A 25,243-nucleotide genomic window follows, 5' to 3' on the forward strand; every position below is an offset into this window, starting at 1 on the left:
CGATCACAACGACTCCACGAGTGGAAAGCCGCCCATGCCGAAAGCAGCGTCGAAGGCGCGCCAGATCATCACCGGGATCGACACGTCCGGTGCGCACCCGGTCGAGTACCGCTTCACCCACGCGAAGAAGGGGAACCGTCACCTGACGGTCGTCTTCGCCAACCTCGCGGCACCGGACGACTACGGCTGGTCCACGGGCACCCTCGACGACCTGCGTTCCAACATCCTCTGGATCCGCGACCGTTTCGACGGGGGTCTGACCTACTACCTGTGCCGGGAGATGGACTTCTCCGTCGAGCGGTCCGTCATCGACCTGATCGCCAAGGTCGTGTCGGCGCTCGGTCTGACCCCGAACGACGTCACGCTCTGGGGCAGTTCGAAGGGGGCCAGCGCGGCCCTCTGGTTCGGGCTGCGGTACGGCTTCCGGAACATCGTCGCCTGCGTCCCGCAGTTCCGCATCGGCACCTTCGTCCGCGAGGTGTATCCCAAGGTGGGGCGCTCCATGCTCGGTGAGGGGCTTCCCGAGGAGAACGCGCGGGTGCTGGACGCGCTCCTCCCCGACCTGCTGCGAGCGGGTGCGAGCCCCGAGGCCAACATCTACCTGGTGTCGTCGCCGCAGGACGAGCAGTACCGGGACCAGGTCGAGCCCTTCCTGGACCTGCTCCGGCGCTACCCGAACTTCAACTACATCCACAGCGAGTCGCCGTTCGTGCGGGAGCACAACCAGGTCACGCTGCGCAACGTGCCGCCCCTCCTCGGCATCGCCTACCTGCTGGTCGAGGGCATCACCCCGCGGCTCGGTGTCACCCGGCACGGCTACGAGCAGCCGGACCGGGACACCTCCGCCATCGACGACTTCCTCGGCGCGACCGCCAAGGTCAAGGAGGGCACGACCTTCCAGCCGCCGGTGGTGGCCGTCCCGTCCGCCGGGGGTCGACTGCCCGCGACGGGCACGCCCTTCAGCGGCACGGCCCCGGGCGCGGTGCGGGTGAGCCTCTGGGAGAAGGGCAGGTTCCTGGCCTCCCCGCCGGTCGCCGCCGACGGCACCTGGTCGTGGGCGCCGTCCAAGCCGTGGGCCGCGGGGGAGCACCGCGTCAAGATCTTCGCGGTGGACGGGGCGGGCTTCCACTCGGCGACGACGGAGGTCCGCTTCACGGCCACCGCGGACGCCGCCCCGGGCCTGCCGCCGCACGCACCGGGCCCCGCCGCACAGGCGGCACCGCACGCGGCGCCGGTCGCGCGGCCGCCGCTCGTCTCCCGGCCCGCGGCACACCAGCGGGTGCCGGCGACGGCGGTCGTGTTCCGCGGCACCGCCCCCGGCGCCGTACAGGTCAGGTTCCGCGGGAACGGCGCACTGCTGGGGGCGAACGCCGTACGGCCGGACGGGACCTGGTCCTGGGAGCCGGGGCTGCCCTGGCCCGAGGGCCCGCATCTGGTCGAGGCCGTCGCCGTCGACGCGGACGGAGTGGAGTCCGTGCCCACCCAGGTCCCCTTCGCCGTCGCCCCCACGGCCGCACCGGCCGGCTCCATCACGCCGCGGTACTGACCACCGCCGCGACCGCCGTCGAACAACTCATGAGTGGAAGCCACACATGCCCACAGCACCGTCGCAAGCACGCGAACTGATCAACGGGATCGACACCTCCGGGGCCCACCCCGTCGAGTACCGCTTCGCGCATGCCAAGGGCGGCAACCGCCATCTCGTCGTCGTCTTCGCCAACTTCGGCGTCACCGACGACTACGGCTGGTCGAACGGGGTCCTCAACCCGGTCCGGGCCAACATCCTGTGGATCCGCGACCGGTTCCGCGGCATGCGCAGCTACTACCTGTGCGAGGGGATGGACTTCTCCCTCGAGCAGTCCGTGATCGGGGTCATCTCCAAGGTGATGAACGCCCTGGACCTGACCCCGGACCGGGTCACGCTCTGGGGCGGTTCCAAGGGCGGCAGCGCGGCCCTCTACTTCGGCATGCGCTACGGGTTCGGCAACATCGTCTCCATCGTGCCGCAGTTCCTCATCGGCACCTACATCAGCACCGTCCACCCGAAGACCGCCCGCTTCATGCTGGGCGAGGGGGTGCCCGAGCAGAACGTGCGGGTGCTCGACGCGATCCTGCCCGACCTCGTGCGTTCGGGGGTGGCCCGGCAGGCCAACATCTACCTGCTCTCCTCGCCGCAGGACGAGCAGTACAGGGAACAGGTCGAGCCGTTCCTCCCGCTCTTCCAGGGATACGACAACTTCAACTTCGTCTACAGCGAGTCGCCCTACATCACCAAGCACTCGGAGGTCACGCGCCGCAACGTGCCCTTCCTGATGGGCCTCGTCAACATGCTCGCGGACGGACTCCCCCCGCGGCTCGGCATGGTGCGCAACGGGTACGAGGAACCCGACCGCGACACCTCGGCCATCGCCGCCTACCTGTCCGGCACCTCCAAGGACAAGCGCGCCGACCTCCCGCTGCCGGTGGTCACCCACCCGGTGCCGCACAGCGAACTACCCACGGACGGTGTGTACTTCACCGGGACGGCACACGGCGCCGTACGCGTGAGCCTGTGGGAGCACGGCAAGTTCCTGGGCTCGCCGTCCGTCGCCGCGGACGGCACCTGGTCCTGGCAGCTGAGCAAGGCCTGGAGCAGGGGCAAGCACCAGGTCAAGGCCGTCGCCTGGGACGCGGCCGGAGGCCACACCAAGGGCGTCGTCGTCCCGTTCACCACGGTGGCCGGTGCCACCGCCCCCGCGGGCGCGATCCCGGCCCAGCCCGCCGCGCGGTTCGAGGCGGCCCCGGCGAGCGGGCAGCCGGCGGCCCCGGCGGTCCAGTCCCCGGTGGCGTACGAGCAGGTGACGACGTCGGCCGTGCGGTTCACCGGCCTCGCCCGGGGGGCCGCGCAGGTGGGGTTCAGGGCGGGCGGCACCCTCCTCGGGGGCAGCCCGGTCGCGGTCGACGGACGCTGGGCCTGGGACTCCGGCTGGCCGTGGCAGGAGGGCCGGCACACGGTCGAGGTGTTCGCCGTGGACGCGGCGGGCAACGAGTCCCCGGCCACCCTGGTCCCCTTCGCCGTCGCCCACACCCCGGCGGGCGCGACGCCGTACGGCTACTGACCGCGCCCCCGACGGCACGCGAGAGGGCCCCCGCCGCAGGGCGGGGGCCCTCTCGTCGTCGTACCGGAGTACGCGCACGGAACTACGCGGGCACGCTCGCCACGCCCGGCTCCAGGAACCGCTTCCCGTTCACCCGCTCGGAGACGCCCTCACGGTCCAGGTACGGCGTGATGCCGCCCAGGTGGAAGGGCCAGCCGGCGCCGGTGATCAGGCACAGGTCGATGTCCTGCGCCTCGGCGACGACGCCCTCGTCCAGCATGAGGCCGATCTCCTGGGCCACCGCGTCCAGCACGCGCTCGCGGACCTGCTCCTCGGTGAGGACGGTGTCGCCCTGCTTGAGCAGCGCGGCGACCTCGGGGTCCAGCTCGGGCTTGCCGCTGTCGTAGACGTAGAAGCCGCGCTTGCCCGCCTCGACGACCGCCTTGAGGTTTGGGGAGACGGTGAAACGCTCCGGGAAGGCCCGGTTGAGCGTCTCGGAGACATGCAGGCCGATCGCCGGGCCGACCAGCTCCAGCAGCACCAGCGGCGACATCGGCAGGCCGAGCGGCTCGACGGCCTTCTCGGCGACCTCGACGGGAGTGCCCTCGTCGATGACGTTCTGGATCTCGCCCATGAAGCGGGTCAGGATGCGGTTCACGACGAACGCCGGGGCGTCCTTCACGAGGACCGCGGTCTTCTTCAGCTTCTTGGCGACGCCGAACGCCGTGGCCAGCGAGGCGTCGTCGGTCTGCTCGCCGCGGACGATCTCCAGCAGCGGGAGGATCGCGACCGGGTTGAAGAAGTGGAAGCCGACGACCCGCTCGGGGTGCTTCAGCTTCGACGCCATCTCCGACACGGACAGCGAGGAGGTGTTGGTGGCGAGGATCGCGTGCGCCGGGGCGACCGCCTCGACCTCCGCGAACACCTTCTGCTTGACGCCCATCTCCTCGAACACGGCCTCGATGACGAAGTCCGCGTCCGCGAAGCCCTCGGCCTTGTCCAGGACGCCGGTGACCAGGGCCTTGAGGCGGTTGGCCTTGTCCTGGTTGATCCGGCCCTTGCCGAGCAGCTTGTCGATCTCGGCGTGGACGTAGCCCACACCCTTGTCGACGCGCTCCTGGTCGATGTCGGTCAGGACGACCGGGACCTCCAGGCGGCGCAGGAAGAGCAGCGCGAGCTGGCTGGCCATCAGGCCGGCGCCGACGACGCCCACCTTGGTGACCGGGCGTGCCAGCGACTTGTCCGGGGCGCCCGCGGGGCGCTTGCCGCGCTTCTGCACCAGGTTGAAGGCGTAGATGCCGGAGCGCAGCTCGCCGCCCATGATCAGGTCGGCGAGGGCCTGGTCCTCGGCGTCGTAGCCCTGCTGGAGGTCGCCGTTCTTGGCGGCGGCGATGATGTCCAGGGCGCGGTAGGCGGCCGGGGCGGCGCCGTGCACCTTGGAGTCGGCGACGAAGCGACCCTTGGCGACGGCCTGGTCCCAGGCCTCGCCGCGGTCGATCGCCGGACGCTCGACGACGATCTCGCCCTTGAGGACGGACGCCGTCCAGATCAGCGACTGCTCCAGGAAGTCGGCGCCCTCGAAGATCGCGTCCGCGATGCCGAGTGCGTGGACCTGCGCGCCCTTGAGCTGCTTGTTCTGGTTCAGGCTGTTCTCGATGATGACCGAGACGGCCTTCTCGGCGCCGATCAGGTTCGGCAGCAGCGTGCAGCCGCCCCAGCCGGGGACCAGGCCGAGGAAGACCTCGGGGAGCGAGAACGCCGGGAGCGCGGCCGACACCGTGCGGTACGCGCAGTGCAGGCCGATCTCGACGCCGCCGCCCATGGCCGCGCCGTTGTAGTACGCGAAGGTCGGCACGGCCAGCTGCGACAGCCGCTTGAAGACGTCGTGGCCGCCCTTGCCGATGGCCAGCGCGTCCTCGTGCCGCTTCAGCAGCTCGACGCCCTTGAGGTCGGCGCCGACCGCGAAGATGAACGGCTTGCCGGTGACGCCGACGCCGACGATCTCGCCGTCCGCGGCCTCCTTCTCGACCCGGTCGATCGCGGCGTCGATGTTCGCCAGCGACTGCGGGCCGAGCGTGGTCGGCTTGGTGTGGTCGTGACCGTTGTCCAGGGTGATCAGGGCGAAACGGCCCGCACCCAGGGGGAGGTCGAAGTGGCGTACGTGCGCCTGCGTGACGACCTCGCCCGGGAACAGCTCGGCCGCACCCTTCAGAAGCTCTGCGGTGGTGCTCACTTGTCCCCCTCGAAGTGCGGGTTCTCCCAGACGACCGTCGCGCCCATGCCGAAGCCGACGCACATCGTGGTCAGGCCGTAGCGGACGTGCGGCTGCTCCTCGAACTGGCGGGCCAGCTGCGTCATCAGACGCACGCCGGACGAGGCCAGCGGGTGGCCGAAGGCGATGGCGCCGCCGTACTGGTTGACGCGCGCGTCGTCGTCGGCGATGCCGTAGTGCTCCAGGAAGGCCAGGACCTGGACGGCGAAGGCCTCGTTGATCTCGAACAGGCCGATGTCGTCGATGGAGAGGCCGGCCTGGGCCAGGGCCTTCTCGGTCGCCGGGATCGGGCCGTAGCCCATCACCTCGGGCTCGACGCCCGCGAAGGCGTAGGAGACCAGGCGCATCTTGACCGGGAGGCCGTTCTCGCGGGCGAAGTCCTCGCTCGCGATGAGGGAGGCGGTCGCGCCGTCGTTCAGACCGGCCGCGTTGCCCGCGGTGACCCGGCCGTGGACGCGGAACGGCGTCTTCAGACCCGCCAGGTTCTCCAGGGTGGTGCCCGGACGCATCGGCTCGTCGGCCGTGACCAGACCCCAGCCGGTCTCGCCGGCCTCCTCGTTGGTGCGGCGCACCGAGACCGGGACCAGGTCGGCCTGGATCTTGCCGTTGGCGTACGCCTTGGCGGCCTTCTCCTGGGAGCGCACGGCGTACTCGTCGGCGCGCTGCTTGGTGATGCTCGGGTAGCGGTCGTGCAGGTTCTCGGCGGTCATGCCCATGAACAGGGCGGACTCGTCGACCAGCTTCTCGCTGACGAACCGCGGGTTCGGGTCCACGCCCTCGCCCATCGGGTGGCGGCCCATGTGCTCGACGCCGCCCGCGACGGCGACGTCGTACGCCCCGAAGGCGACCGAGCCGGCCACCGAGGTGACGGCGGTCAGGGCGCCCGCGCACATGCGGTCGATGGAGTAGCCCGGGACCGAGGTGGGCAGGCCCGCCAGGATGCCGGCGGTGCGGCCGATGGTCAGGCCCTGGTCACCGATCTGCGTGGTCGCGGCGACCGCCACCTCGTCGATCTTCTTGGGGTCGAGACCGGGGTTGCGGCGCAGCAGCTCCCGGATCGCCTTCACGACCAGGTCGTCGGCGCGGGTCTCGTGGTAGATGCCCTTCGGGCCCGCCTTGCCGAACGGGGTGCGGACGCCGTCTACGAAGACGACGTCCCTGACGGTACGAGGCACGATGGCTCTCCTCCAGGGTGCGGGGTGGCACTGCTGCGGCACGCATGCACTGAGCGCGCGCTCAGGCCCATGCTACTTGTGGGTAACGTAGCTGCACAGTCCCCCCGGCTGGAGCGGCGAACGTCACACCGTCCGGACACCGCTCCACCCTGGATCTTGGCCGGAACTCGCCGCCGCTCCGCCTACGACACGCCCTGATCCAGCGCCGCCACCAGCGCGGGCGTCACCTGCTCCACCTGCCAGGGCCGGGCCCCGTGACCCGCGAGGGCCGCGCCCACGGACTCGGTGTCGACGGTCGCCGGGGGCTCCCAGCAGACCCTGCGCACGGTGTCCGGCGTGATCAGGTTCTCCTGCGGCATGTTCAGCTGCTCGGCGAGCGCCGTGACCGCGGCCCGCGCGGCGGACAGCCGGGCGGCGGCGGCAGGGTCCTTGTCGGCCCACGCCCGCGGGGGCGGGGGACCGGTCACCGGCTGGCCGGGCTGCGGCAGCTGCGACTCGGACAGCCCCCTGACCCGGTCGACCGCGGCCTGCCACTGCTCCAGCTGCCGGCGGTTGATCCGTCCGAAGCCGTGCAGGGCGGCGAGCGCGTGCGCGTTGGGCGGGAGCGCGAGCGCGGCCTCGACGATGGCCGCGTCCGCGAGCACCTTGCCCGGGGAGACGTCGCGGCGCTGCGCGATGCGGTCCCGGGTCTCCCACAGCTCCCGCACGACGGCGAGCTGACGCCGGCGGCGCACCTTGTGCATGCCGGAGGTACGGCGCCAGGGGTCCTTGCGGGGCTCGGCCGGCGGGGCGGACGCGATCGCGTCGAACTCCTGCCGGGCCCACTCCAGCTTCCCCTGCCGGTCCAGCTCCTTCTCCAGCGCGTCGCGCAGGTCGACGAGGAGCTCGACGTCGAGCGCGGCGTAGCGCAGCCACGGCTCGGGCAGCGGGCGGGTCGACCAGTCGACCGCCGAGTGGCCCTTCTCCAGCACGAAGCCCAGGACGTTCTCCACCATCGCGCCGAGTCCGACCCGCGGGAAGCCGGCGAGCCGCCCGGCCAGCTCGGTGTCGAAGATGCGGGTGGGCACCATCCCTATTTCGCGCAGGCACGGCAGGTCCTGGGTGGCCGCGTGCAGCACCCACTCCACGTCGGAGAGCGCGGCGCCCAGCCCCGACAGGTCCGGGCAGGCCACCGGGTCGATGAGCGCGGTGCCGGCGCCCTCGCGGCGCAGCTGCACGAGATACGCGCGCTGGCCGTAGCGGTAGCCGGAGGCGCGCTCGGCGTCGACGGCGACGGGACCGCTCCCGGCGGCGAAGGCGGCGGTCACCTCGGCGAGGGCGGACGCGTCGGCGATCACCGGCGGAACGCCCTCGCGTGGTTCGAGCAAGGGGGTCGGCGCCTGAGTCACAGAAGATCCGGCGTCGTCCGGAGGGGCGCCTCCGGTGGTTCGCAGTGAAGGGTCTGCTGCGGTTTCGTGGGCGTCGGTCACCTGTCAAGGGTATCCGTGGATCGACGGCGCCCGCCGACGGAACGTTCCGTCGGCGGGCGCCGGGGGGTCGTAAACCAGTCAGGTCAGTGAAAGATCCACGTCAAGGAGAGGGAGCGGAGGGAGCGGAGGGAGCGGAGGGGGCGGCGGGGTGGGGAGGGGGAGAAGGGGGGAGAGGGGGAGCGGTCGGGACGGGGCGGGGCGGTGGGAGCGGACTTCGGTCAGTGGATGATGCCGGTGCGCAGCGCCACCGCGACCATGCCGGCCCGGTCGCCGGTGCCGAGCTTGCGGGCGATGCGGGCCAGGTGGCTCTTGACGGTCAGGGCGGACAGGCCCATCGAGACGCCGATCGCCTTGTTCGACTGGCCCTCCGCGACCAGTCGCAGCACCTCGACCTCGCGGCCGGAGAGCTCGCGGTAGCCGCCCGGGTGGCTCGGGGCACCCGGGGGGCGGCGGTGCAGACGGGCGGCGGCGGCGCCGATGGGGGCCGCGCCCGGCCGGGTGGGGAGCCCGACGTTGGTACGGGTACCGGTGACGACGTAGCCCTTCACTCCGCCGGCGAGGGCGTTGCGTACGGCGCCGATGTCGTCGGCGGCGGACAGGGCGAGCCCGTTGGGCCAGCCCGCGGCACGGGTCTCCGACAGCAGGGTCAGGCCGGAGCCGTCGGGGAGGTGGACGTCTGCGACACAGATGTCGCGGGGGTTGCCGATGCGGGGACGAGCCTCCGCGACGGACGAGGCCTCGATGACGTCGCGAACACCGAGGGCCCACAGATGGCGGGTGACGGTGGAACGGACGCGGGGGTCGGCCACGACCACCATGGCGGTCGGCTTGTTCGGGCGGTAGGCGACCAGGCTTGCAGGCTGCTCGAGGAGAACGGACACCAGGCCTCCTGGGGAGTGGGACGGGGCCGGCTCGGGGGGTGAAGCCGGGACGAACCGTGCTTTCAAGGTCACAGTCGTCTTCGGCACCGAACCCGTCCGCCTTTAGAGAATGATCACGATCTAGTGAGTAACAATCCGAGCAATTCGGACACGCGGTCGATCATTCGAAGATCAAACGGTTTCGTACTTTGTCGATAACGGGCCGAAAGTTGTCGTGTCGACAAAGTGACGGAACGTTTCCCGGGCCGGACGGGACCCGGGTGCACGGACGACGAGGGCACAAAGGAAGGAGTGAGGGAGGACCCGGAGGAAGCGGACCTAGCGCGACTGCGGACCGCGGCGCTGCGGCAGCGTGACGATCGACGAGTCTCCCGGCGTGGCCGGCGGCAGGCCCGCGACCTGGGCCAGCAGGTCGCACCACGAGGCGAGGTGGGCGGTGGTGTCCGGGACGCCGCCCAGGCCCTCGCGGGGCGTCCAGGACGCCCGGATCTCGATCTGCGAGGCGGACGGGCGGGCCGAGAGCCCGCCGAAGTAGTGGGAACTGGCCCGCGTGACGGTGCCGCTGGGCTCGCCGTACGCCAGCCCGCGGGCCTGCAGGGCCCCGGTGAGCCAGGACCAGCACACCTCCGGCAGCAGCGGGTCCGCGGCCATCTCCGGCTCCAGCTCCGCCCGCACCAGCGTCACCAGCCGGAAGGTGCCCCGCCAGGCGTCGTGCCCGGCCGGGTCGTGGAGGAGCACCAGCCGGCCGTCCGCGAGGTCGTCGTCGCCGTCGACCACCGCGGCCTCCAGCGCGTACGCGTACGGGGCGAGCCGCTGGGGTGCGCGCGTCGCCTCCACCTCGATCTGCGGCCGCAGCCGCGCCGCCTTGAGCGCCTCGACGGCGGCCGTGAAGGCCGACGGTGCCGTGCTCCCCGTATGCCGGGCCTCCTCCTCGGTACCCTTCTGTTCGTCCATTCCGCCAGCGCCGTCCGACAGTCGTCCCTGAGCCGCAGCCATGCGGGGAAGATTAAGCGGAACAGCGCCTCGGCGCAGGGAGGGACACCCGCGTGCGGGCGCGATGTCCGGATCACGCGGCCCGGCGCGGGCGCCCCCCGCGCCACGCGCGCGCGGGCCCACCCGTGGTCCGGCGCGCCGGACGGGCCGTGCGAGACTTGCCGGTGTGAGTGCCAACCAGAGCCCCGCGGGCAAGCAGCCGACCGCCACGTACGACTCCGCGTTCCTCAGGGCGTGCAGGCGTGAGCCGGTGCCGCACACCCCCGTGTGGTTCATGCGGCAGGCCGGTCGCTCACTGCCCGAGTACCTCAAGGTGCGCGAGGGCATCCCGATGCTCGAGTCCTGCATGCGGCCCGAACTGGTCGCCGAGATCACCCTCCAGCCGGTGCGCCGGCACGGCGTGGACGCGGCGATCTACTTCAGCGACATCGTGGTCCCGCTCAAGGCCATCGGCATCGACCTCGACATCAAGCCGGGCGTCGGCCCGGTGATCGAGAAGCCGATCCGCACCCGCGCGGACCTGGCACGGCTGCGCGACCTGACCCCCGAGGACGTCTCCTACGTCACCGAGGCCTTCGGCCTGCTCACCCGCGAGCTGGGCGCCACCCCGCTGATCGGCTTCGCCGGCGCGCCGTTCACCCTCGCGAGCTACCTCGTGGAGGGCGGCCCGTCCCGCAACCACGAGCACACCAAGGCGCTCATGTACGGCGACCCCGAGCTGTGGGCCGACCTCCTGGACCGGCTCGCCGACATCACGGCCGCCTTCCTCACCGTGCAGATCGAGGCGGGCGCGAGCGCCGTCCAGCTCTTCGACTCCTGGGTCGGCGCCCTGTCGCCCGCCGACTACCGCCGCTCGGTGATGCCCGCCTCGCGCAAGGTCTTCGAGACGGTCGCCGGGTACGGCGTGCCGCGCATCCACTTCGGCGTCGGCACCGGCGAGCTCCTCGGCCTCATGGGCGAGGCCGGGGCGGACGTCGTCGGCGTCGACTGGCGCGTCCCGCTGGACGAGGCCGCCCGCCGCGTCGGCCCCGGCAAGGCGCTCCAGGGCAACCTGGACCCGGCCGTCCTCTTCTCCACGCGGGAGGCGGTCGAGACCAGGACCCGCGAGATCCTGGACGCGGCGGCGGACCTGGAGGGCCATGTCTTCAACCTCGGCCACGGCGTCCTGCCCACCACCGACCCGGACGCGCTGACCCGCCTCGTGGAGTACGTCCACACGCAGACCGCTCGCTGAGGCGTCCCGCGGGCCGCTCGGCCCGCGGCTCAGCCGACGAACAGCAGAGCCAGGGCCACGGCGACGAGCAGCCCTCCGCAGAAGCAGGCGGGGGTGGGCGAGACCGTCGCCTTCAGCCTCCCCCCACGCTCCCGGCCGGGTGCCACGTCCATGGTGAAGGGCTCCACGGCCGGCTCCGGACGCCGCACCCGGTCGTAGAGCCGCCGGAACAGCCGCTCCTGGTGCACGAAGTGCCCGTCGAGGAACCAGAAGGCCACGATGGGCACGAAGCTGACCAGCGCGACGGACGCGTCGTCGTTGCCGACCGCGAAGGCGAGCAGCGCGCCGGTGAGCGTCAGCGACCAGCCCTTGATCACGAACGAGTTGTCGCCCATCCGGGCCACGGTCAGCTGGATCAGCTCCAGATGCCTGATCCGGGCCTCGTCCAGCACCGGCCCGTCCCCCGTCGCCATCGGTCCCCCCAAGCCGTAGAACCTGTGCCCCGGGAGCTTATCCACCCCGTCACCACCCCGGCCGGGCACGCCCGCCGAACAACAGCCCGCGGGGTTCCGGCGGGGGAGGGGTGCCGCGCCGCAGCGGCCAGGCGAGCAGCATGCCGACGACGAAGCCGACCCTGAACGCCCGCGCGCGGGCGTACGTATGTCCACCCAACCGCCCGCGGTCCGGGGAAGGCGGGGCGCGGGGACGACGTGAGGAACAGGCGATGAGTGAACGGGTTACACCGGCACCGGTGATGCACGCCCTGCCCGACGGCGAGGCCGAGGTCGCCCTCGTGCTGCGGCTGCCCTGGGAGGACGTCGCCCGGCTCGGTCAGGAGGCCGGGCGGCTGGCCGCGCGGATGCAGCGGCCGGTGACGCTGGACGAGGCGGTGAGCCACCGGCTGCGCTCCGCGCGGGGCGCGGCGCACGCCAGACCGGCCGGCGAGCAGCCGCCCGCGGCCGGCGGCCCGGCGCCGCTGCCCGCACAGGCGCCGGCGACCGCCCCGGCGTCGGTCTCGTCCCTGCCGTCACGGCCCCCCGCCGAGCAGGCCCGGCAGGCCATCGACCGGATCAACAGCACGGCGTAGCGGACCTCCTCAGGCCTGCTGCCCCACCGCCCTCGTCGCCTTGCGGGCGGCCACCAGCACGGGGTCCCAGACCGGCGAGAAGGGCGGCGCGTAACCGAGGTCCAGAGCCGTCATCTGCTCCACCGTCATCCCGGCCGTGAGGGCCACCGCGGCGACGTCGACCCGTTTCCCCGCGCCCTCGCGGCCGACGATCTGGACGCCGAGCAGCCGGCCGGTGCGCCGCTCGGCGAGCATCTTCACCGTCATGGACGACGCGCCCGGGTAGTAGCCGGCGCGGCTGGTGGACTCGATGGTGGCCGTGACGAACCGCAGCCCCGCCCGCAGCGCGTCCTTCTCGCGCAGCCCGGTCCGCGCGATCTCCAGGTCGCAGACCTTGCTGACGGCCGTGCCGACCACGCCCGGGAAGGTGGCGTAACCGCCGCCCACGTTGGTGCCGATGACCTGCCCGTGCTTGTTGGCGTGCGTGCCGAGCGGGATGTGCCGTTCCTGCCCGGAGACCAGGTCGAGCACCTCCACGCAGTCGCCGCCGGCCCAGATGTTCTCGTGCCCGCGCACCCGCATGGCCCGGTCGGTCAGCAGCCCCCCGTGCGCCCCCAGCGGAAGACCGGCCGCCTCGGCGAGCGCGGTCTCGGGGCGCACGCCGATGCCCAGGACCACCACGTCCGCCGGGAACTCGGCCTCCTCGGTGGCGACCGCGCGGACCCGGCCGTCGTCCCCGGTGAGCACCTCGGTGACCTCGGTGCCGTTCACCATGGTGATGCCCAGGCCCTCCATGGCCTCGTGCACCATGCGGCCCATGTCCGGGTCGAGGGTGGACATCGGCTCCCGGCCGCGGTTGACGACCGTCACCTCGTACCCGCGTTTGATGAGCGCCTCGGCCATCTCCACGCCGATGTACCCGGCGCCGACGACCACCGCGCGGCGGCCGCGCGTGTGTTCCAGCGTGTCGAGCAGCGCCTGGCCGTCGTCCAGGGTCTGCACCCCGTGCACGCCGGGCGCGTCGACGCCCGGCAGACCGGGGCGGATCGGGCGGGCGCCGGTCGCGATCACGAGCTTGTCGTACGGCGTCCAGGCCTCCGCCCCGGAGCCGAGGTCCCGCGCGCGCACCCGTCGGCCGGTGACGTCGATCTCCGTGACCTCGGTGCGCGTCCGCAGGTCGATGTCCCGGGCGCGGTGCTCCTCGGGCGTCCGGGCGATCAGCTGGTCCCGGTCGGTGACGTCGCCGCCGACCCAGTACGGGATGCCGCAGGCCGAGAACGAACTGAAATGACCCCGCTCGAAGGCGACGATCTCCAGTTCGCCGGGGCCCCTCAGCCGGCGGGCCTGTGACGCCGCGGACATCCCCGCGGCGTCACCGCCGATCACCACCAGTCGCTCTCCGGCCCGCACGTTGCCGCTCGCAGCGTTCATGCTCATGAGGAACACGCTACGGGGGCGGGGCATTTCAGTCCTGGGCGCCGGTCCCCTCCCGGCGGCCGGGGCCGCCCTCCGGCGCGGGACGGGCCGCCGGCAGCGGCGCCGGGGCCGCGGGCACCCCGGCCGCAGGCGCCGCGGGCACCGGCGCCGCGCGGCGCGGCAGCCGGGGCCGCAGCACCCGCAGCCACAGCAGCACCAGCAGCGCCGCCACCACGGCGAACGGCAGTACCGCGCCGAGCGCCACCGCAAGCCAGCGCAGCATCGTCACGAAGGCGTCCCAGCCGCCGGCCAGCGCGTCGGTGAAGCCGGGGTCCTCGTCCTCCTCCGCCCGCTCGACCGGCGTCTCGGACAGGGAGAGGGTGAGGGTGGCGAGGCTGGTGCGGTCCTTCAGGGCCGCCTGCCGGGCCAGCAGCGCCTCCAGCTCCGCCTGACGGGCGCTCAGCTCACCCTCCAGCGTCACCACGTCGGCGAGCTTCGTCGCCCGGTCCATCAGCTCCCGGACGCGGGCCACGCTGGCGCGCTGCGACTTCACGCGGCTGTCCACGTCCACGACCTGGTCGGTGACGTCCTCCGCCTTCGCGCGGCGTTCGAGGAGCTTGCCGGCGCCTTCCAGTTCCTCGAGCACCTCCTCGTAGCGCTCCACGGGCACCCGCAGGACGACCCGGGTCCGCTCGTGGCCCTCCTCGTCCCGGGTGGTGGTCTCGTCTCCGACGTACCCGCCGGCGTCCTCGGTGGCGGCACGGGCCGCGGTCAGGGCCGTCGGCGCGTCCTCGACCTGGACGGTCAGGGAGGCGGTGCGGATGACGTGGGCGGGTGCGAGCTGTGGTGGCGCGGTCGCCCTGGCACCGTCGGCCCCGCCGCCCGCCGCGCCCGCCCGGTCCTCGGCACCGCCCTCCGCCCGCGCGCCCTCCTGGGGCGCGGCCGCCTTGGCGTCACCGCCCGCGTCGGAGTCGGCGCCCGAGCCGCTGCAGCCGGTGAGGACGAGGGCCGCGGCCATCAGCAGGCCGGCCAGGGCGCGGGCGCGCGGCGCGGAACGCCGGGCTGCTCGTCGTGCGTGCATGTGGGTACCCCCCGGGGTGTGTGACGACTGACGCTCCTTCGACGCGCGGAGGACCCCCGACGACGGCGCGGAACGGTCCCGAACCGGTCACGGTCCGGACTCGCGGAGCCGGTACGGGCGACCGGCCTGGCGGCGGCGCCGTCGGCGCGGTCTGAGACGCTGGGCGCATGTACGAGAGCGAGACCGGCGCGGACCTGACCTCCGCGGACCCGGGGCATGTCGTCGTCGTCGGAGCCGGCATCGCCGGACTGGCCGCCGCCCACCGGCTGCTGGCCCGCGGCGCGCGGGTGACCGTGCTGGAGGCGTCGGACCGCGTCGGCGGCAAGCTGCTGCCCGGCGAGATCGCCGGTGTACGCGTCGACCTCGGCGCCGAGTCGCTGCTGGCCCGCCGCCCGGAGGCCGTGGGCCTGGCCCGCGAGGCGGGCCTCGCCGACCGCCTCCAGCCCCCCTCGACCGCGTCGGCCTCGCTGTGGACCGGCGGCACCCTGCGCCCCATGCCCAAGGGCCACGTCATGGGCGTCCCCGGCACCGCGGCCGCACTGTCCGGGATCCTCTCCGCGGAGGGCCTCGCCCGCATCGAGCGCGACGCCGAGCTGCCCCGCACCGAGGTCGGCGACGACGTCGCGGTGGGGGAGTACGTGGCGGCGCGCCTCGGCCGCGAGGTCGTCGACCGCCTCGTCGAACCGCTGCTGGGCGGCGTCTACGCCGGCGACGCGTACCGCATCTCGTTGCGCTCGGCCGTGCCCCAGCTCTTCGAGGCCGCCCGTAGCCACACCTCCCTCACCGAAGCGGTCCGCGCGATCCAGGGCAGGACGGCCACCTCGCCCGCGACCGGCCCGGTGTTCATGGGCATCGAGGGCGGCGTCGGCACCCTCCCGCTCGCGGTCGCCGAGTCGGTGCGCGCCCGGGGCGGCGAGATCGTCACGGGCGCCCCGGTGTCGGAGCTGCGCCGCACCGCCCCGGACGGCTGGCGGATCGTCGCCGGCGACCGGGTGCTGCACGCCGGCGCGGTCGTCGTCGCCGTCCCCGCCGGCCCCGCCGCCGAGCTGCTGCGCGCCGAGGCCCCCGCCGCCGCGGCCGAGCTGGCCGCCGTCGAGTACGCCTCCATGGCCCTGATCACCCTCGCCTACCGCCGCTCCGACGCCGCCGCCCTCCCCGACGGCAGCGGCTTCCTCGTGCCGCCGGTCGAGGGACGCACCGTCAAGGCGTCGACCTTCGCCTCCCGCAAGTGGGGCTGGATCGCCGACGAGGACCCGGACCTGGTCGTCCTGCGCACCTCCGTCGGCCGCTACGGGGAGACGGAGATCCTCGGCCGCGACGACGCCGGCCTGGTCGCCGTCTCCCGGCACGACCTGGCGGCGGCCACGGGGCTGACGGCCGAGCCCGTCGCCACCCGCGTCACCCGCTGGCAGGACGGCCTGCCCCAGTACCCCGTCGGCCACCACGCCCGCGTGGCCCGCGTCCGCGCGCACGTGGGCAGGGTCCCGGGACTCGCCGTGTGCGGCGCGGCCTATGACGGCGTCGGGATCCCGGCGAGCATCGCGAGCGCCTACGCGGCCGTGGACCGGCTCCGGGGCGACTCGCGGGGTGTGGAGGAGCTCACTGCCCACCCGGTGCAGAGCCTGCACGGCGGAGCGGGAGAATAGGGCCATGAGTGACGACGCCTCCACCCCCGCCGCCGAGCGCATCCCGAACAAGGGCAAGCTGGCCAAGGACCTCAACGAGGTCATCCGCTACACCCTCTGGTCCGTCTTCAGGCTGAAGGACACGCTGCCGGAGGACCGGGCGGGCTGGGCCGACGAGGTCCAGGAGCTGTTCGACCAGCTCGCCGCCAAGGACGTCACCGTCCGCGGCACCTACGACGTGTCCGGTCTGCGCGCCGACGCCGACCTCATGATCTGGTGGCACGCGGAGACCGCCGACGAGCTGCAGGAGGCGTACAACCTCTTCCGCCGCACGAAGCTCGGCCGCGCCCTGGAGCCCGTCTGGTCGAACATGGCGCTGCACCGCCCCGCCGAGTTCAACCGCTCGCACATCCCGGCGTTCCTGGCCGACGAGACGCCCCGCGACTACATCAGCGTCTACCCGTTCGTGCGCTCCTACGACTGGTACCTGCTGCCCGACGAGGACCGCCGCCGCATGCTCGCCGACCACGGCAAGATGGCCCGCGGCTACCCGGACGTGCGCGCCAACACGGTCGCCTCCTTCTCGCTGGGCGACTACGAGTGGATCCTCGCCTTCGAGGCCGACGAGCTGTACCGCATCGTCGACCTCATGCGTCACCTGCGCGCCTCCGAGGCCCGTATGCACGTCCGCGAGGAGGTCCCCTTCTACACCGGGCGCCGCAAGGACATCGCGGAGCTGGTGGCCGGGCTCGCCTGATCAGGACGTCGGTGCCGCGGCCCGAGTCGGCCGCGGCTCCGGGCGCGGGGCGCACGACGCGTCCCGCGCCGGGAGGCGGCCCTCCAGCAGGTACGCCTCCAGGTGCCCGTTGACGCACGCGTTCGCCCCGCCGGCGATGCCGTGCGTACCGGCGTCGCGCTCGGTCACCAGCACCGAGCCCGACAGCCGCCGGCGCAGCTCCAGCGCGCCGTCGTACGGAGTGGCCGCGTCCCGCTCCGCGGCCAGCACCAGCGTCGGCGGCAGCTCCCCCGGACCGGTGTGCACGTCGAGGGGCCGCTGCCGGGGAGCCCGCCAGTAGGCGCACGGCAGGTTGGTCCACACGTTGTCCCACGTCTCGAACGGCGCCCGGCGCGCCAGCCGTGTGTTGTCCCGGTCCCACACCTCGAAGTCGGTGGGCCAGGGCGCGTCGTTGCACTCGACGGCCGTGTACACGGCGTTGGAGTTCTCCGCCCCGGCCGCCCCCTCCGCGGTGCGGGTACCCGCCTGGTCCACCAGCGGCCGCGGGTCCCCCCGCAGATAGGCCGACAGCGCCTCGGCACGGTGCGGCCAGTAGTCGTCGTAGTACCCGGCCCGCAGGAACGCCCCCTGCAACTGCGCGGGCCCCACCGTCCCGCCCGCCGGCTGTGCGGCGAGCCGCGTGCTCGCCTCCTCGTAGCTGTTCTGCACCTCCCGCGCCGTGTCCCCGAGGCCGTACACGGCGTCGTGCTCGGCCATCCACTCCTTGAAGTCCGTCCAGCGGTCCTCGAACGCCTCGGACTGCTCCAGGTTGTTGCGGTACCAGACCTGCCCCGGATCGGGGTTCACCACCGAGTCGAACACCATCCGCCGCACGCGCGAGGGGAACAGCTCCGCGTACAGCGCCCCCAGATAGGTGCCGTAGGACGCGCCCATGAACGTGAGCCGCCGCTCGCCCAGCGCGGCCCGTACGACCTCCAGGTCGCGGGCGTTGTTGAGGGAGTGGTAGTGGCGCAGCGCCGGCCCCGCCCGGTCCGCGCAGCCGCGCGCGTACGCCTCGGCCTCGGCGGCGCGCTCCCGCTTGTACGCGTCCGACGGCCGCGTCGGGGCCGGCCGGGGCCCCTTGAAGAAGTCGCCGGGGTCCTGGCAGGACAGCGGCGCGGAGGGCGCGACCCCACGCGGGGCGTACCCGACGAGGTCGTACGCCGCCGCGATCCGCTTCCACTCGGGCACCATCCCGACCAGCGGGAAGTACAGCCCCGAACCGCCCGGACCGCCCGGGTTGTACAGCAGAGCGCCCTGGCCGGGCACCCTGCGCTTGCCGTTGTCCGGGTCCCTGTGGGTGGCCCGCACGCGGCTGACGGTGAGCCGGAGCTGCTCCCCGTCGGGGCGGGCGTAGTCCAGGGGCACGGTGACCGTGCCGCAGCGCACGGTGTGCGGCAGGCCCTCGGCCTCGGGGCACCCGCCGAACTCGATGCCGGCCGCCGCCGCGCGCTCGGCGGCCACGGCGGCGCCGCGCGTCTCGGCGGCACCGGGTGCGGCCGGACCCGCCTGCGCCGGACCGGCGGTCAGGGCGGTCAGCAGCAAGGACCCGGCGGCCGAGTAGAGGGCGGCAGCTCGCATCGCGTATCCCTTCCATGCACACGGGGTGACACAAGGGATGGTTGGTTCGAGGGCGGGGCGGGGCAAGCACCGACGGCGGGTGTCGCCCCCGCGTGCGCCCGTGCGCCCCCGGCGCGTCAGCCCCGCGGGTCGCCGTGCCCCTCGGCGTGCTCGCCGGCGTACCGCTCGCGGTGGGCGAAGGCCGCGCGCAGGTCCGGTTCGCCGATCGCGTGGACCCCGCGCACGGCGACCGAGGTGAGGTACGTGCGGTCGTCGGCGGTGCCGTCGGCCTGCCGCACCAGGCTGTCGATCAGCCGCTGCCCGGCCGGTGAGGCCCACCGGGAGTACGGGTGGACCTCCATCCGCGTGATGGCGAGGCACCCGAGGGTCAGGGCGAGGGGCAGCGCGAACCACAGGGCGATCAGCAGGCGCGGCTGGTCGGCGGGGAGCGGCAGCGCCAGCGCGGCGGCGCCCAGCGCGCACACGGCGAGGGCGGCGACGCGCACCCGCCGCACCCCGGCCGCGATGCCGCGCCCGTCGTCCGGCACGGCGAGGCCCGCGCTGACCAGCCGGTCGGCCAGGACCCGCACCGCGTCCGCGGTGGCGGCGGTGGACCGCACCGGCGCTATCCGGGACTGCCCGCCGGGGCCTATCGCCCCTATGACCGAACGCTCCATGTCGTCGCGCCCGCACGGGTCGACGACGGTCGCCCAGCCGGTGTGCGCGAGCAGCAGGCGGCGCTGGCGCGCCATGGAGACCAGGGTCAGGTCGGCGACCCGCCGAGGACCGCCGGAGAGGAACGCCGCCTCGTACAGCGTCAGCGCGTGCTCGCGGTCGGCGGTGTGCGGGCCGACGGCCGCCGCGCGCACCGCGGCCAGGCACAGCCGCAGGCACGCCAGACCGGCGATCGACCAGGCCAGCAGGAGGAGAAGCACCCAGAACATGCCGTACTTCTATGCCACAGGCTTTCACCGGCGCCATGGCCTGTTCACATTTCGGGACGCAGTGTTGTGGGTATGTGACGTTCCGTTTGAGATGTCGGCCCGCTGTCAGCGACGCAGCAGAACGCGCCTGGTCGCACGGGCCAGCCGGGCCCCGGGCCGCCCCGCACGCGGCACCGGCCCCGACCGCTCCAGCCACCACCGGCGCAACGCGTGGCGCGCCCGTTCGTCCTTCGGCCGGCCGTCCCGCAGCAGCTGTTCGACGAAGTCGAGGGCGTCCCGCCGGTAGCCGCCGGTCATCGGCCGGCGTTGGGCGTGGGCGAGGAAGGCCGGACGGTACTCCGCGCCGAGGATCACCGGCAGCTCGGGCGCGACCTTCGCGACCACGTCGGCCCGCTTGGCGGCGAGCGCCCGTGCCTGGACCCCCAGCCGCACCCGGTCGAACCCCTCGGGCACGGGGGTGCCGGCGACCAGCGCGGACAGCAGCGCGGTCTGCGCGAGGGCGAGCCGCTGCCGTACGGCGTCGGTGGCACCGGACTCGACGGCCGCGGTGCGCGGCGGGGCGGTCCGCTCCGCGCCGGGCCGCCGCTCCGCCGCCCGGCCCTTGCCCACCGCGACCCGGATCGCCTCGACCTCACCCTCCAGCTCCGCCGCGTCGGGGAAGTTCTCGTCGCGTTCCAGCAGGACGCCGGGGGGTTCGACGCGCGAGGCGAGGTCGGTGAGGATGTCGAGCACCGGCTGCGGCACGGCGTGGGCGTGACTGTCGTGCCAGACGCCGTCCCGTTCGAAGCCGCCCGCGACATGGACGTAGGCGAGGGCTTCGAGGGGGAGTTCGGCGAGGGCCCGGGCGGGGTCCTCGCCGCGGTTGACGTGGTTGGTGTGCAGGTTCGCCACGTCGATCAGCAGCCGCACTCCCGTCCGGTCGGCCAGCTCGTACAGGAACTGTCCCTCCGTCATCTCCTCGCCCGGCCAGGAGAAGAGCGCGGCGATGTTCTCCACGGCGAGCGGCACGGGCAGCGCGTCCTGTGCGACGCGCACGTTCTCGCACAGCACGTCCAGGGCGTCGCGGGTGCGCGGCACGGGGAGCAGGTGCCCGGCCTCCAGCCGCTCGGACGCGGTCATCGGCCCCCCGGCCCGGACGAACGCGATGTGCTCGGTGACCAGCGGCGACCCCAGCGCCTCGGCCCGCTCGGCCAGCGCCGCCAGGCGTCCGGCGTCCGGCCGCCCGGCGTCACCCAGGCCGAGCGAGACCCCGTGCGGCACGACGGTCACGCCCCGCTCACGCAGGCGCAGCAGCGAGTCGGGCAGATGCCCGGGGCAGAGGTTCTCCGCGACGGCCTCGACCCAGTCGATGCCGGGCATCCGCTCGACGACCTCCGCGATCTCCGGACGCCATCCGACTCCCGTTCCCAGTCGCGTCATGCGATCCATGGTTCCGTCCCCCTCCTGCGAACATGTCGGGGGTATCGCCCACCCCGCCGAGCCCGAACCCCCGGCAGGGCATGTTCAGAGCAACATCTGAGGTTCGCGGCGGCGGCACCGGTCAGCGCAGGTCGAGCCGCATCAGCACCCGGGGGTGCCCGGCCAGCACCGAGGTGGTGTCGGCGGCGTGGACGAACCCGGCCCGCTCGAAGTTGCCCCGGATGCCCGCGTACGCCATGGTCAGGTCGACCCGGGCGCCCCCGTTGTCCAGGGGGTACGCCTCGACGGCCGGAGCGCCCTGGGAGCGGGCGAAGCCGACCGCCCCGGCGATGAGGGCGTGCGAGATCCCCCGCCCCCGGTGGCCGGGGCGTACCCGGACGCACCACAGCGACCAGACCGGCAGGTCGTCGACGTGGGGGATCGTGCGGCTGCGTGCGTAGGAGGTGTCCGCGCGCGGCGCCACGGCGGCCCAGCCGACGGGCTCGTCACCGTCGTACGCGAGGACGCCCGGGGGCGGCCCGGTACGGCACAGCTCCTCGACGTACGCGCCGCGGGCCGGGCCGCGCAGCTCGTTGTTCACCTTGGAGGGGACGCGGTGGCTCAGGCACCAGCAGACGTTGGCCGTGGGCGACTTGGGGCCGAGCAGCGTCCGGACGTCCTCGAAGACCGAGGCAGGGCGGACGTCGATGGTCATGCGGCCCACGATGCCACGGGGCAGGGTGCGACGCCCGGGAACCACCCGCCCCGGTGCCCGCTCACCGCAACGCCGGATGGTCCGCCACCACCGTGCACGATCCCGGCGCGATCTCCGTGTACCCGGCGTCCCGGACCACGGGCAGGCCGCTCGTGGCGAGGGAGGGCCACCGCTCCGGCGCGCAGGTACGCACCGCCAGGGGGTAGCCGGCGTCCCGCCAGGCGGCCCGGGCCGCGTCGTCCAGCTCCCACCAGGCGAGCTGGGCGCCGTGCCCGGCCTGCGCCATCGCCTTGCCCGCCGACATGTCCAGGCCGGGATTCATCCACAGGACGGGCACGGCGGGGTCGGCGTCGCCCGGCGGCTCCGGGTCGTCGAGGTCGGTGCCGGAGACCTGGAGGCGGGCCAGGTCCTTCGGCCAGCCGTCCAGCGGGACCGGCGGGAAGACCCGCACCTCGGCCGTCCGGCCGGTGACCGTGACGCCGGGCAGCGCCTCGGCCCGCCGCCACTCGGCGCCGCGCGCCCGTCGCACGACCTTGCGGATGCGCGCGTCCTGCCAGTCCCGCATCGCCTCCGCCCACACGCCGTCGCCGCTCGACCGCTCGTCGCCGAGCATCACCAGCACCGCCCGGGCCGCCGTCTCCAGCGCGTCGGTACGGGGCGGCGGCGCGGCGCGCTCGATGCGGGCGACCAGCGGCAGGACGAACTGCGGTGCGAGGTCGCGGTCGCCGGGCTCGGGGCGGAAGGGGGAGTCGGGGAGGGGCGTCGTCGGCTCGTTGCTCACGCCCACCAGTCTGCCAAGCGCCCGGGGCGCGGGAGGACGGCCCCGGCGCAAGGCGGGTCACGGCCTCCCGGCCCCCCGGGGCCGTCACCGCGCCGGCCCGTCGGTCCGGCTCCGGCGGATCAGCCCGAACAGGCCGTCCGCTGGGCCTCCTGCCACTCGCAGCGCGGGCACATGGTGATCCCCTTGTACGACTCGGCGTACTCGGTCGGCTCCCGGCACAGCACGCACGCCGCGTACGGCGGGCCGTCGGCCTTGGGCGGCCGGGAGCCGTCGATCAGGCAGTAGTCGTTCGGGTCGGAGTCGTCGTCACCGCTCATACCTCCAGCGTAGGCCCGTCAACGGCGGCCGTTCCCGGCGCCGATCAGCTCCGACACCTTCACGAAGCGGTAGCCCCTGCTCCGCAGCTCGGGGACGATCGTCCGCACCGCCTGCTCGGTGACCGGGGCGGCACTGCGGGTGCAGTGCATGACGACGACCGACCCCGGCCGCACCCCGTCCAGCACCTGCCGGGCCACCGCGTCGGCGTCGGTCGCGAAGGCGTCCCCGCTGACCACGTCCCACTGCACGGCGGTGACCCCGGTGGCGGTCAGCGCCTTGAGGGCGCCCTTGTCGTAGCAGCCGCCGGGGAAGCGGAAGTACGGCATCGCGTTCGCCACCCCGGCCTTGTGGAACGCCGTGTACGCCCGCTCCACGTCGGCCCGCATCCGGTCCTCGGGCACGGTCGGCAGGCCGTAGCAGTCGTCGGTGTAGGCGTGGTGGCTGTAGGAGTGGTTGGCGACCTCGAACCGCGGGTCCCGGCCGATGGAGCGGGCCGCGGCCGGGTACTCCTCGGCCCACCGGCCGGTCATGAACACGGTCGCCGGCACCTTCAGCGTCCGCAGGGCCTCGATCAGCCGCGGGTTGTCGAACCGCTCGCCGGCCGCCGCCCGGGGCCCCTGGTCGGCGGTCATGTCGGCGTCGAAGGTGAGGGCGACGGTCTTGCCCCCGGCCCGCGGACCGTGCTCGAAGACGGGGGTCAGGCCCGCGGGGCCGGGAGCGAGCGTCGGAGGCCCCGACGGGGCGGCCGCCTTCGAGGGGGCGACGGAGGGCGCGGACGGGGCCGGGCGGGGCGCCTGCGGGGCCTCGGCGGTCCCACAGGCGGCGAGGGCGGCGCCCGCGAGGCAGAGAACGGTGGCACGTCGTACGAGAGTGATCACCGTACGAACGTATGAGTGCGTTGTTCGGTATGTATGACTATGCGGGGCGACGTGCCTGGCGGGTCACCCTCCCGGGTCAGATGTCCCGCCGCTCCAGCGGCTTCGTCGCCGGTCCCTCGATCACCTTGCCGTCCGTGTCGAAACGGGAACCGTGGCAGGGGCACTCCCAGGCGCGCTCGGCCGCGTTGAAGTCGACCAGGCACCCGAGGTGGGTGCAGCGCGGCGAGAGGGCGTGCAGCGCGCCGGCCTCGTCCCGGTAGACCGCGAGCCGGTCACCGCCCGCCCGCACGACGGCACCCTCGCCCGGCGGCAGGGCGTCGACCGGGGGCGCGGGCTTCAGCCGGTCGCCGACGAAGTGGCCGGCCACCTGGGCCTGCGTCTTGAGGAACGTCGGCGCCTCGCGCACCGCCGTGCGCAGCCGGCGCGGGTCGTACAGGGCGCTCCACGCGCACTCCTCGCCGGTGATCTGCGCCGTGAGCAGCCGGCCCGCCATCATGCCGCCGCTCAGCCCCCAGCCGCCGAACCCCGTGGCGACGTACGCGTGGTGCGCGCCCGCGTGCAGCGGGCCCACCATCGGCACGGTGTCGGTGGGGTCGATGTCCTGCGTGGCCCAGGCGTGGGTGAGGTCGACGCCGGGGAAGTGCTCGCGGGCCCACGCGGACAGGCGGTCGAAGCGCTCCCGGGTGTCGCCCGTCCCGGGGGTGAAGTGCTCCCCGGTGACGACGAGCAGCCGGCGGCCCGGGTCGGCCAGGGGCGCCGTACGGACCGAGCGCGTGTTCTCGTCGGGCGTGATGTACATACCCTCCACGTCGCGGTCGGCCTCGATGCTCCCCGCCACCACCAGTTCCCGGCGCGGGGAGAGGCGGGCGAACAGCAGGGCCCGGTCGAAGATCGGGTAGTGCGTGGCCACCACGACGTCCCGGGCGGTGACCGTCGCTCCCGCCTCCGTCCGCACGCGGCACGGCTCGCCCTCGTCCAGACCCTGCACGGTGGTGTCCTCGAAGATCCGTCCGCCGTGCGCCTCCAGGTCGTCGGCGAGGGCCAGCAGGTACTTGCGCGGGTGGAACTGCGCCTGCCCGGTGACCTCGACCGCGCCCGCGACCGGGAAGGGCAGCCCCGTCTCCGTCGTGAACGACGCCGGCAGCCCCGCCTCCCGCGCGGCGGCGGCCTCGGCCCGCAGTTCGTCCACCCGGCCCTCGTCGCGGACGTAGGTGTAGGCGCTGCGGGTCTCCCAGTCGCAGTCGATGCCCAGCTCGGCCACGACGTCGGCCGCGTGCGCGATCGCCTCCGACTGGGAGCGGGCGTACAGGCGGGCGCCCTCGGGGCCGCGGGTGCGGCGCAGCTTGTCGTAGACCAGCGAGTGCAGGGCGGTGAGCTTGGCGCTGGTGTGGCCGGTGACGCCGGCGGCCACCCGCCCGGCCTCCAGCACCGCCACGCTCCGCCCCGCCCGGGTCAGCTCCCAGGCCGCGCTGAGGCCGGCGACGCCGGCGCCGATCACGGCGACGTCGACGTCGAGGTCTTCCGCGAGGGCCGGCCGGGGCGCGCCGCCCGGCGCCGTCTGCAACCAGTACGAGCCGTTGACCTGCGCTTTCTCCGTCATGAGGTC

22 protein-coding genes and 1 pseudogene are annotated in these 25,243 nt (G+C 73.9%); 6 read left to right on the plus strand and 17 right to left on the minus strand.

What is annotated here, in order from left to right:
• Positions 1-34 precede the first annotated feature (34 nt).
• Both ACZ6EG_RS11405 and ACZ6EG_RS11410 read left to right on the plus strand, forming a co-directional pair.
• The gene (locus ACZ6EG_RS11405) at positions 35-1,546 is read left to right on the plus strand and encodes an Ig-like domain-containing protein (protein ID WP_391968662.1); all 1,512 of its coding nucleotides are present in this window, start codon (positions 35-37) and stop codon (positions 1,544-1,546) included.
• 46 nt (positions 1,547-1,592) lie between these two features.
• Positions 1,593-3,098: a hypothetical protein gene (locus ACZ6EG_RS11410; protein ID WP_391968661.1), complete on the plus strand. Its 1,506-nt coding sequence runs from the start codon at positions 1,593-1,595 to the stop codon at positions 3,096-3,098.
• Positions 3,099-3,180: 82 nt separating this feature from the next.
• On the opposite strand, the gene ACZ6EG_RS11415 is transcribed toward ACZ6EG_RS11410, so the two are convergent.
• The 5 genes from ACZ6EG_RS11415 to ACZ6EG_RS11435 form a co-directional block, all read right to left on the minus strand.
• Positions 3,181-5,310 carry a 3-hydroxyacyl-CoA dehydrogenase NAD-binding domain-containing protein gene (locus ACZ6EG_RS11415; protein ID WP_391968660.1) on the minus strand — a complete coding sequence of 710 codons (2,130 nt, stop codon included), beginning with the start codon at positions 5,308-5,310 and terminating at the stop codon, positions 3,181-3,183.
• Positions 5,307-6,524: a thiolase family protein gene (locus ACZ6EG_RS11420; RefSeq protein ID WP_356611959.1), complete on the minus strand. Its 1,218-nt coding sequence runs from the start codon at positions 6,522-6,524 to the stop codon at positions 5,307-5,309. Before ACZ6EG_RS11420 ends, ACZ6EG_RS11415 begins: the two co-directional genes overlap by 4 nt.
• Before the next feature lie 182 nt (positions 6,525-6,706).
• Positions 6,707-7,993 (minus strand): HRDC domain-containing protein, encoded by a 1,287-nt coding sequence (locus ACZ6EG_RS11425; protein WP_469603697.1) that lies wholly within the window; start codon positions 7,991-7,993, stop codon positions 6,707-6,709.
• A gap of 218 nt (positions 7,994-8,211) precedes the next feature.
• The gene (locus ACZ6EG_RS11430; protein WP_003972894.1) at positions 8,212-8,874 is read right to left on the minus strand and encodes a response regulator transcription factor; all 663 of its coding nucleotides are present in this window, start codon (positions 8,872-8,874) and stop codon (positions 8,212-8,214) included.
• A 318-nt stretch (positions 8,875-9,192) separates the two neighbouring features.
• On the minus strand, positions 9,193-9,870 hold the full coding sequence (locus ACZ6EG_RS11435; RefSeq protein WP_391968657.1) for a DUF3000 domain-containing protein: 678 nt from the start codon (positions 9,868-9,870) through the stop codon (positions 9,193-9,195).
• A 163-nt stretch (positions 9,871-10,033) separates the two neighbouring features.
• Between ACZ6EG_RS11435 and hemE the strand changes: the two genes are divergently transcribed.
• Complete coding sequence (gene hemE / locus ACZ6EG_RS11440) at positions 10,034-11,101, plus strand: uroporphyrinogen decarboxylase (protein ID WP_391968656.1); 1,068 nt, start codon at positions 10,034-10,036, stop codon at positions 11,099-11,101.
• Positions 11,102-11,130: 29 nt separating this feature from the next.
• On the opposite strand, the gene ACZ6EG_RS11445 is transcribed toward hemE, so the two are convergent.
• Positions 11,131-11,553, minus strand: a complete 423-nt coding sequence (locus ACZ6EG_RS11445) for a hypothetical protein (RefSeq protein ID WP_469603701.1) — start codon at positions 11,551-11,553, stop codon at positions 11,131-11,133.
• A 49-nt stretch (positions 11,554-11,602) separates the two neighbouring features.
• Positions 11,603-11,713 (minus strand): annotated as a pseudogene (locus tag ACZ6EG_RS11450) (rhomboid family intramembrane serine protease); the annotation flags it as partial.
• A gap of 91 nt (positions 11,714-11,804) precedes the next feature.
• Between ACZ6EG_RS11450 and ACZ6EG_RS11455 the strand changes: the two are divergent.
• Positions 11,805-12,167, plus strand: a complete 363-nt coding sequence (locus ACZ6EG_RS11455; RefSeq protein ID WP_391968654.1) for a hypothetical protein — start codon at positions 11,805-11,807, stop codon at positions 12,165-12,167.
• 9 nt (positions 12,168-12,176) lie between these two features.
• Here ACZ6EG_RS11455 and ACZ6EG_RS11460 read toward each other — a convergent pair whose 3' ends face one another.
• Positions 12,177-13,583, minus strand: a complete 1,407-nt coding sequence (locus ACZ6EG_RS11460) for an FAD-dependent oxidoreductase (protein WP_391968653.1) — start codon at positions 13,581-13,583, stop codon at positions 12,177-12,179.
• 28 nt (positions 13,584-13,611) lie between these two features.
• Entirely contained in the window at positions 13,612-14,643 is a 1,032-nt protein-coding gene (locus ACZ6EG_RS11465; RefSeq protein ID WP_391968652.1) for a DUF4349 domain-containing protein, read from the minus strand.
• A 167-nt stretch (positions 14,644-14,810) separates the two neighbouring features.
• On the opposite strand from ACZ6EG_RS11465, the gene hemG reads away from it, so the two are divergent.
• Together hemG and hemQ are read left to right on the plus strand one after the other, a co-directional pair.
• The gene (hemG, locus tag ACZ6EG_RS11470; RefSeq protein WP_469603705.1) at positions 14,811-16,289 is read left to right on the plus strand and encodes a protoporphyrinogen oxidase; all 1,479 of its coding nucleotides are present in this window, start codon (positions 14,811-14,813) and stop codon (positions 16,287-16,289) included.
• A 4-nt stretch (positions 16,290-16,293) separates the two neighbouring features.
• On the plus strand, positions 16,294-17,025 hold the full coding sequence (gene hemQ, locus ACZ6EG_RS11475; protein WP_361009287.1) for a hydrogen peroxide-dependent heme synthase: 732 nt from the start codon (positions 16,294-16,296) through the stop codon (positions 17,023-17,025).
• On the opposite strand, the gene ACZ6EG_RS11480 is transcribed toward hemQ, so the two are convergent.
• From ACZ6EG_RS11480 to ACZ6EG_RS11515, 8 genes are all read right to left on the minus strand, one after another.
• Positions 17,026-18,624 carry an alpha/beta hydrolase gene (locus ACZ6EG_RS11480; protein ID WP_469603709.1) on the minus strand — a complete coding sequence of 533 codons (1,599 nt, stop codon included), beginning with the start codon at positions 18,622-18,624 and terminating at the stop codon, positions 17,026-17,028.
• 116 nt (positions 18,625-18,740) lie between these two features.
• The gene (locus ACZ6EG_RS11485; RefSeq protein ID WP_469603712.1) at positions 18,741-19,547 is read right to left on the minus strand and encodes a TIGR04222 domain-containing membrane protein; all 807 of its coding nucleotides are present in this window, start codon (positions 19,545-19,547) and stop codon (positions 18,741-18,743) included.
• A 105-nt stretch (positions 19,548-19,652) separates the two neighbouring features.
• Positions 19,653-20,966: an MbnB/TglH/ChrH family RiPP precursor modification enzyme gene (locus tag ACZ6EG_RS11490; protein WP_469603715.1), complete on the minus strand. Its 1,314-nt coding sequence runs from the start codon at positions 20,964-20,966 to the stop codon at positions 19,653-19,655.
• A 121-nt stretch (positions 20,967-21,087) separates the two neighbouring features.
• Positions 21,088-21,660, minus strand: a complete 573-nt coding sequence (locus ACZ6EG_RS11495) for a GNAT family N-acetyltransferase (protein WP_391968647.1) — start codon at positions 21,658-21,660, stop codon at positions 21,088-21,090.
• Positions 21,661-21,721: 61 nt separating this feature from the next.
• Complete coding sequence (locus ACZ6EG_RS11500) at positions 21,722-22,441, minus strand: peptidyl-tRNA hydrolase (RefSeq protein ID WP_391968646.1); 720 nt, start codon at positions 22,439-22,441, stop codon at positions 21,722-21,724.
• 119 nt (positions 22,442-22,560) lie between these two features.
• Complete coding sequence (locus ACZ6EG_RS11505; protein ID WP_391968645.1) at positions 22,561-22,758, minus strand: hypothetical protein; 198 nt, start codon at positions 22,756-22,758, stop codon at positions 22,561-22,563.
• Between the two features lie 18 nt (positions 22,759-22,776).
• On the minus strand, positions 22,777-23,637 hold the full coding sequence (locus ACZ6EG_RS11510) for a polysaccharide deacetylase family protein (protein ID WP_391968644.1): 861 nt from the start codon (positions 23,635-23,637) through the stop codon (positions 22,777-22,779).
• Positions 23,638-23,713: 76 nt separating this feature from the next.
• Positions 23,714-25,237 carry an FAD-dependent oxidoreductase gene (locus ACZ6EG_RS11515; RefSeq protein ID WP_391968643.1) on the minus strand — a complete coding sequence of 508 codons (1,524 nt, stop codon included), beginning with the start codon at positions 25,235-25,237 and terminating at the stop codon, positions 23,714-23,716.
• Positions 25,238-25,243 lie beyond the last annotated feature (6 nt).

It is taken from the genome of Streptomyces sp. NPDC041968 (genome assembly GCF_055589025.1).

Excerpts from the sequence above, each read along its gene's own strand:
- ACZ6EG_RS11495 (WP_391968647.1), bottom strand. The coding sequence starts at position 21,660 with ATGACCATCGACGTCCGCCCTGCCTCGGTCTTCGAGGACGTCCGGACG.
- ACZ6EG_RS11515 (WP_391968643.1), bottom strand. The coding sequence starts at position 25,237 with ATGACGGAGAAAGCGCAGGTCAACGGCTCGTACTGGTTGCAGACGGCG.
- ACZ6EG_RS11410 (WP_391968661.1), top strand. The coding sequence starts at position 1,593 with ATGCCCACAGCACCGTCGCAAGCACGCGAACTGATCAACGGGATCGAC.
- ACZ6EG_RS11435 (WP_391968657.1), bottom strand. The coding sequence starts at position 9,870 with ATGGCTGCGGCTCAGGGACGACTGTCGGACGGCGCTGGCGGAATGGAC.
- ACZ6EG_RS11455 (WP_391968654.1), top strand. The coding sequence starts at position 11,805 with ATGAGTGAACGGGTTACACCGGCACCGGTGATGCACGCCCTGCCCGAC.
- ACZ6EG_RS11485 (WP_469603712.1), bottom strand. The coding sequence starts at position 19,547 with ATGTTCTGGGTGCTTCTCCTCCTGCTGGCCTGGTCGATCGCCGGTCTG.
- ACZ6EG_RS11480 (WP_469603709.1), bottom strand. The coding sequence starts at position 18,624 with ATGCGAGCTGCCGCCCTCTACTCGGCCGCCGGGTCCTTGCTGCTGACC.
- hemG (WP_469603705.1), top strand. The coding sequence starts at position 14,811 with ATGTACGAGAGCGAGACCGGCGCGGACCTGACCTCCGCGGACCCGGGG.
- ACZ6EG_RS11465 (WP_391968652.1), bottom strand. The coding sequence starts at position 14,643 with ATGCACGCACGACGAGCAGCCCGGCGTTCCGCGCCGCGCGCCCGCGCC.
- hemQ (WP_361009287.1), top strand. The coding sequence starts at position 16,294 with ATGAGTGACGACGCCTCCACCCCCGCCGCCGAGCGCATCCCGAACAAG.
- ACZ6EG_RS11505 (WP_391968645.1), bottom strand. The coding sequence starts at position 22,758 with ATGAGCGGTGACGACGACTCCGACCCGAACGACTACTGCCTGATCGAC.
- ACZ6EG_RS11405 (WP_391968662.1), top strand. The coding sequence starts at position 35 with ATGCCGAAAGCAGCGTCGAAGGCGCGCCAGATCATCACCGGGATCGAC.
- ACZ6EG_RS11460 (WP_391968653.1), bottom strand. The coding sequence starts at position 13,583 with ATGAGCATGAACGCTGCGAGCGGCAACGTGCGGGCCGGAGAGCGACTG.
- ACZ6EG_RS11445 (WP_469603701.1), bottom strand. The coding sequence starts at position 11,553 with ATGGCGACGGGGGACGGGCCGGTGCTGGACGAGGCCCGGATCAGGCAT.
- ACZ6EG_RS11490 (WP_469603715.1), bottom strand. The coding sequence starts at position 20,966 with ATGACGCGACTGGGAACGGGAGTCGGATGGCGTCCGGAGATCGCGGAG.